General features: G+C 49.9%; 4 protein-coding genes. 2 read left to right on the plus strand and 2 right to left on the minus strand.

Annotation, left to right across the window (positions count from 1 at the left end; all coding sequences use genetic code 11):
- Positions 1 to 203 precede the first annotated feature (203 nt).
- Together CEF21_RS21135 and CEF21_RS21140 are read left to right on the plus strand one after the other, a co-directional pair.
- Positions 204 to 1,799: an SWIM zinc finger family protein gene (locus CEF21_RS21135; protein ID WP_123919845.1), complete on the plus strand. Its 1,596-nt coding sequence runs from the start codon at positions 204 to 206 to the stop codon at positions 1,797 to 1,799.
- Entirely contained in the window at positions 1,792 to 4,536 is a 2,745-nt protein-coding gene (locus CEF21_RS21140; RefSeq protein WP_123919847.1) for a DEAD/DEAH box helicase, read from the plus strand. Before CEF21_RS21135 ends, CEF21_RS21140 begins: the two co-directional genes overlap by 8 nt.
- Positions 4,537 to 4,865: 329 nt before the next feature.
- Here the strand turns inward: CEF21_RS21140 and CEF21_RS21145 are convergent, their stop codons facing one another.
- Both CEF21_RS21145 and CEF21_RS21150 read right to left on the minus strand, forming a co-directional pair.
- Positions 4,866 to 5,441 (minus strand): REP-associated tyrosine transposase, encoded by a 576-nt coding sequence (locus CEF21_RS21145; RefSeq protein WP_123919849.1) that lies wholly within the window; start codon positions 5,439 to 5,441, stop codon positions 4,866 to 4,868.
- Between the two features lie 469 nt (positions 5,442 to 5,910).
- A partial coding sequence (locus CEF21_RS21150) for a reverse transcriptase domain-containing protein (protein WP_123920491.1) occupies positions 5,911 to 6,761 on the minus strand: 851 nt, incomplete at its 5' end.

Consider the following 6,761-nt stretch of genomic DNA (forward strand, 5'->3'; position numbering starts at 1 on the left):
GCTTTCGCAACAAGTAATTATAAACTTCGAGTCGTTCTGACAATTATGTCCCCGCATTTTCCTTTTTCGAAACCTTTTAACGAAACATTTTTCTACGTTATAATATAGGAATGGATACATTCTTTGGAAGTGCCTATGGTGCTAGGACTATCTGAAGTTTCGATATGCGGGCGTGATCAGCCGCCCGAAAGGAGAGATGGCTTTTGCTTATGCGAGACCTTGATAAGGAGCGCGTTCTGCTTACGGCGGAACGGCTGCGGACGATCTTAAGTCCGGCTGATGAAGAGGACCGGAACCTTGTGAAAAAAGGGCTGATTCTGTACCGTCAGGGAAGTGTCTATAATGTGAACGTTTCCGCTGAACGGTTAACGGCAAAAGTACAGGATGTGTCTCCTGCTTCGATTACCCTTGATTTGGATTTCGTCCAGGCCAGTTCCTGCTCTTGTCCTGCAGACGGTTTTTGCCGGCATTTAATGGCCGCTTTTTTATATGTATATGCAAGTGTAGACCGCATCGGAACGTTTGTGGACGCCTGGAAAGACGATCGGGCGGCCCATGTTTTGTCACAGATGCGAAGGGCGAGCGAGCTGTTGAACCGGGAGTTCGTTTTAAAGGAGGACTCGCTCGAAAGCTGGCACGAATTATTCGAACGGGAGTATGAGGCGCTGCAGGTGAAAACGATGCAGGGACTCTATCATCAGTTCTTTTTTAAATTAAAGCAAAAAGCCCCGAAGAAGCTGGAGCTGAAAAGACTGTTCGTCATTCACCTGGCGATTGTCACGATTACCCGGATGCTCGCTTCCTATAACCGGACAAAGGTGAAGGACCCGTCCCTGAATCATATGGCGATGGTGTATGTAAACCATATGGCGAATGCAATTGAGACGGAGCTTGAGGAAATGAAGCGGTATGCAACGCCGTTTGCGCTCGACCCGCTGCTCGGGGCAAGCGCGGACTATTTCCGAAAGCTTCTGGAGGCCCCGGATCCTTTCTATTCCACTGCGCTCGATCTTTACAAGCTGCTCTGGTCGGGGCTCATGAACCGGCCGAAGTGGCTGGAGATGGAACGGAAGGCCTTTGAAGCCAAGCAAGAGGATGCCGTGATCACGGCGAAGGATTTAATGGGGATGCTGCATATCGATTTCCTTTTGAAAAAGGATGATGCGGTCCTCGATTATTTGAAAGACGGCAACATCCGCCTCTTCCCTTCTTCTTTTTTATGGCTGGAGGAAATGATGGCGAAAAAACAGTGGGACCGTCTCGAAAAATGGCTTCCGTATGTGATGGAGCTGAGTCCCCAGTATGTTGAGGCCGATTTGCCAAGAAAAGAAATCCGGAACGGCGCGGCGTTTTTGCTAGATGTGGTCGGGGCGTACGCCCGCGCTGCCAAGAAGGATGATTTATACGAAGAGGCATGCCGGACACTGCTTCCGTATAGTTATAATGAGTACGAAAATATGCTCGCGCTCGATGAACGGTATTATGAGTGGGCGGAGCTGAATATGCTCCTTGGGTACCCGGTTTACGAGGTGGAGGAGCGGTTTCTGAAGGAAGCGGAGAAGGCGGAGCCGGAAGCGGTGCTTTCTTTGTATAAGCAGACGATTTACCTTGAGATGGAGATTCGGAACCGCGACAGCTACAAACGGGCGGTCCGATTGTTGAAAAAGGTAAAGCGCCTTTATAAGAAGATGAAAAGTGAGGAAGAATGGGAAGACTACTTGGATATGCTCCAGGAACGGTACAAGCGGCTGCGGGCATTCCGGGAAGAATTGGTGAAGGGAAAGTTGATTGATGGATAGTTCTTTGCGCTACGAACTTCATATGGAACAAACAGAAGACTATCATTTCACCGTCTGGGCCACAAAAGGTGAAGAGGAGCCGGTTTCTTTGAACGAAATGCGCCGGATCTTTTTCACGTGGCACGAGTCCTCCCACTATGGGACGAACCTGGAGGACATTACCTTTATCGGTACTCCGGCTTTTTTGCTGACACCGTGGATGATGGCGGAATTAATCGGCCATGAGTCATTCAACTCGATGGCGGAGGTGACCGTCCAGCATAAAGGACTCCAGGAGGCGGCTAAGCGAATCTATGACCTTGTCGCAGCCGGAGCATACATACCGGACTATCGGGCCTGGCAGATGGGCCAGACTGGCTGGAAACCGGATGGCGATGAACTGGAGGGGTTTGCCGGGGAATGGTTTTCCGCGGCGGTAGCGGACTTGATTTCGCTGAACCGGAGCCTCCGTATGGCCTGGGGTGCGATTTTAGATGCCCATCCGGTGCTGTCGAACTTTACCGGGTATTTTCTCGATGAACAGGACTGGCTCGAGCGGATCGGCTGGTTTGTGGATGACAAGCCGTTTACGATCGGGCTCCGTCTGAACGAACCGGAGTATGACGGCGGTGAGTGGCGCCTTGAGGTACTTCTGCGGAATAAAAAGCGCGAGGATGAGCTTCATGTGTATGAAGGCGTGAAAAGTCTACCCCGCGGCTGGAAGGGCTTTGCTGATGAAGTGGAACGGGAGCTGGACCGATTTCAGCAGGTCGTTCCGTTTCTAAGCTTTACAGGCGGTGTGACGCTTGTTACCGAGGACGAGGCGTGGATGTTTTTAACTGAGTCGAGTGAGACACTCGTCAATATGGGGATTGAGATTTTGCTGCCATCGTGGTGGCAGGTTGTGAAGGAATCTCAGATGATGGTGAAAGCGAAGCTCTCTTCTACCCCGAGAGGCCAGTCATTTGTCGGCATGAATACGCTCGTTGATTTCAACTGGCGGTTTGCGACGAACGGAATTGAGATGTCGGAGGAGGACTTTAACCGGCTGGTGAATGATCAGCGGAGGCTCGTGAATATCCGCGGCCAGTGGATTAAGCTTGATCCCGCATTTATCCAGCAGGTGAAGACGCTTTTGAAAAAGGCGGAGAAGGAAGGTCTGCACATGTCGGATGTGCTGCACCAGGAGCTTGCCGGGGACCGGGATGAGGATTCCGGAGAGGCTCCGGGTGCGTTTGCCGAGATTGAGATCGAGCTCAGCAAGCAAATGCGCGGCATGATGAAGAGACTGACGACCATGAAAAGCGACCAGGAATATGAAGTGCCCGACTATTTCCGGGGAAATCTGCGGCCTTACCAGCAGCAAGGCGTCGACTGGATGCTCGGCCTGCGCGAGAACCGGTTTGGGGCGTGCCTCGCGGATGATATGGGGCTTGGGAAAACGATTCAGATGATTGCCTACTTTACGTATGTAAAGGCGGTTGAGAAACCGGACACTCCTGCTTTGATCATCGCCCCCACCTCTGTCCTCGGGAACTGGCAGAAGGAAATTGAAAAGTTCGCCCCTCATCTGAAGGTTCGGCTGCACTACGGGCCGATGAGGTCCCGTGGCGAGCTGTTTGCGGCGAGTGTGCTGGATCAGGATATTGTGCTGACGTCTTACGGGCTCGCTCACTCTGATTTAGAGGATTTAGAGGCGATTACGTGGAGCACGGTTTGCATTGATGAGGCACAGAATATTAAGAATGCCCATACGAAGCAGTCGCGGGCGATCCGCAGTCTGCACGGCTTGCATCATATCGCACTGACGGGTACACCGATGGAAAACCGGCTGACCGAGCTTTGGTCGATTTTTGATTTTATCAACCGGGGATATTTGGGCAGCCTGCATAAGTTTCATAAGCAGTTCGTGCTGCCGATTGAGAAGGACCGTGAGACAGAACGGGTCGAACAGCTGCGCCGCTATATCCGGCCGTTTTTACTGAGACGGACGAAGCGTGATGAGCAGGTTGCGCTCAATCTGCCGGAGAAGCTCGAGCAGAAGGAATACATCCCGCTCACGGTGGAGCAGGCATCGATGTATGAGCAGCTTGTGAAGGATACGTTTGAACAGGTCAGCCAGCTCGCCGGGATGCAGCGGAAGGCGCTGATTTTGAAAATGCTCGGGAAGCTGAAGCAGATTTGCGATCATCCGGCGCTTTATTTAAAGGAAGGCTCGCCAAGCAAGGTCGTCGAACGCTCCAATAAAATTGAAAAGCTGCTGGAGCTTGTGAGTGCGATCCGGGAGCAGGATGAAAGCTGTTTGATTTTCACCCAATATATCGGGATGGGTGAAATGATGAAGAAGCTGCTGGAGCGGTCGTTTGGCGAAGGTGTGCTGTTTTTGAACGGAAGCGTCTCGAAGGTGGATCGGGATAAGATGGTCGAGAAGTTCCAGAGCCGCGAAGTTCCATTTTTGATCTTGTCGCTGAAAGCCGGCGGAACGGGATTGAACTTGACGGCAGCGAACCATGTTATCCACTTTGACCGGTGGTGGAACCCGGCGGTGGAGAACCAGGCCACGGACCGGGCCTACCGGATCGGCCAGGAGCGGTTTGTGCATGTGCATAAGCTGATTACGACCGGGACGATCGAGGAGAAGATCGATGGGATGCTGGAGAAGAAGCAGTCGCTGAATGAGGAAATTCTGCAGAGTGAGAATTGGATTACGGAATTGAGTACGGATGAGCTGGAGGAACTGTTTTCGTTGACGGTTTAGAGGTTGGTGGGTTTTTTGTGCACTGACCCTCCATCCTTTAAAGGAACGGGGGGCAGAGGAATAACTTCTCTGCCCCTTCTGCTGTATGGGTTTGTGCGGATCGGGGACGGAGATTTAGTCCTTTAGCGAAGTGGGGGAATGAGGAACAAGTCAGCTGTCCCTTCTCTCTTCTACTTTTGTAGGTATAGGGGACGGAGGTTTAGTCCTTTAGTGAAGCGGGGGTCAGTGCAACAACATGAGGAAAAATAGACAGTCCAGCGGCTGTCTATTTGGCATAACCTGATTATGTTAGTAAACAAAATGCTCCATGTATCGGGGAAACTCTTGCTTTATTTCACTTCCGCTTGTCCCAGGTCTTTTTTTGTCGTCTCTCTATCCGTTTCGACAAAGTGTTGATAGTTTTTTTCGAATGGCTGGATAAACAGGGATTGTAGTTTGGTTTTAGTCAGTAAGGGATCTTGAGTGCGGAGAATGTAGCTTTCGTAGCTGCTCCATACATATTCACTAGGGTTGTGTACAATACCTGATTTGACAGGGTTCAGGTGGATGTAGCGGCTCACTTCACGGAATTGGTGGTTATTGATGATTTCAGTTGCACCGAAGCGGTTTTGAAACAGATGGCCTTCTAGTTTGTGACGGCGGTTCAGGTATAGGGCATATCTGGAGTGGAGGTTGCGCATGATGGAGCCTAGCGGGTGGACTTTTGTTTCGATGAGGAGATGAATGTGGTTTGACATGAGGCAGTAAGCGTGAAGGTTGAAGGGGTGGGTTTCCCGGACAGAATGCAGAAGGTGGAGGTACTTTTCACGGTCGGTTTTGTAGAAAAAAATGTTTTCCCTTCGGTTCCCTCTGGAGTAGACGTGATAGGTTGTGTTTGGTTTCCATTCTCTTGGCTTGCGAGACATAGAGTGGGTTCAGTCCTTTCGTTTTAGGTTCAGGTATAGTATAAAGGATCGCCCGAGGTTTTGGGAGCATTTGTTTATTATGTTTTTTGGTGTTGGAAAAGGGTTTTTTTTTGCACTGACCCTCAACCAATTACCGTAATGGGGGCATGAGCAAAAACGGCTGAGTTGTTGACAGGGCTAGTGTGGTGTGTGATGGGGACGGAGCTTTCATCCTTTAGCAGAATGGGGGTCAGTGCAATGCACTGACCCCCGTCGCTTTACTGCGTCAAGGGAAGGAGCATGGTTTGGTTACAGCCTACTCTATCAAGACATTGTGAGTGCTGGGGACGGAGGTTTAGTGCTTTAGCAGAGTGAGGGTCAGTGCAAATGAAAATAACGACACCCCCCCGCACCAATCGAGTAGGAGGGGGTGACTAACCCCCGACCTCTCACACCACCGTACGTACCGTTCGGTATACGGCGGTTTCAATTAAGTCGAACGCAAAGTTTCATATCTTCTAAGCAAGCTTTTGAGACCTTGATTTGACCAGTAGTGGTTGTCAAGGGCTCTATCTAGTATTGGGCTTTTAGCGATACGCCAATAACCCAGCCTAGTATTTGCCCATTCCCATGCCTTATTAGGTTTGATGCCTAACTTCGTTAAGTTTCTCTGTTTTGTTTTACCTTTCTTCCATTCTTTCCATCGAATCATCCGCAATCTTCTTCGAATCCATCCATCTAACTTGGCTAGAACCGAGGGGGTATCGGCTAGTTGATAATATCCCAGCCAACCCACCAGGTAACGGTTTAGCTTCTCCAACCTGTCTTTCATACTGATAGACCACTTTCTCGATGTAATTTCTTTTATTCTCTGTTTGAAACGTTGAATACTCTGTCCAGAGATTCGGATTTTGGGTTCCTTTCGATGAGCGGTGAAAGTAAAACCAAGAAACTTACGTTTCCATGGTCGGTCTACTGCACTTTTCTCAAGATTAACTTTTAGTTTGAGCTTCCTCTCGATGAAAGTTGTGATACTTTCCATGACTCGTTCTCCTGCTCTCTTCGAACGAACGTAGATATTACAATCATCCGCGTAACGGACGAACCGGAGTCCTCTTTTCTCAAGCTCCTTATCAAGTTCATCTAAAACGATGTTTGATAAGAGGGGGCTTAGTGGCCCCCCTTGAGGAGTACCTTCTGTATTAGGACTGACAAGTCCTTTTTCCATGACCCCTGACTGTAGATACCTGCGTATTAGTTGGAGAACCTTTGGATCGTTTATACGGTTGCTTAATATCCTCATAAGACGGTCATGATTCACTTTGTCGAAGAATTTCTCCA

Source organism: Bacillus sp. FJAT-42376, assembly GCF_003816055.1.
Classification (GTDB): Bacteria; Bacillota; Bacilli; order Bacillales; family Bacillaceae; genus Metabacillus_B.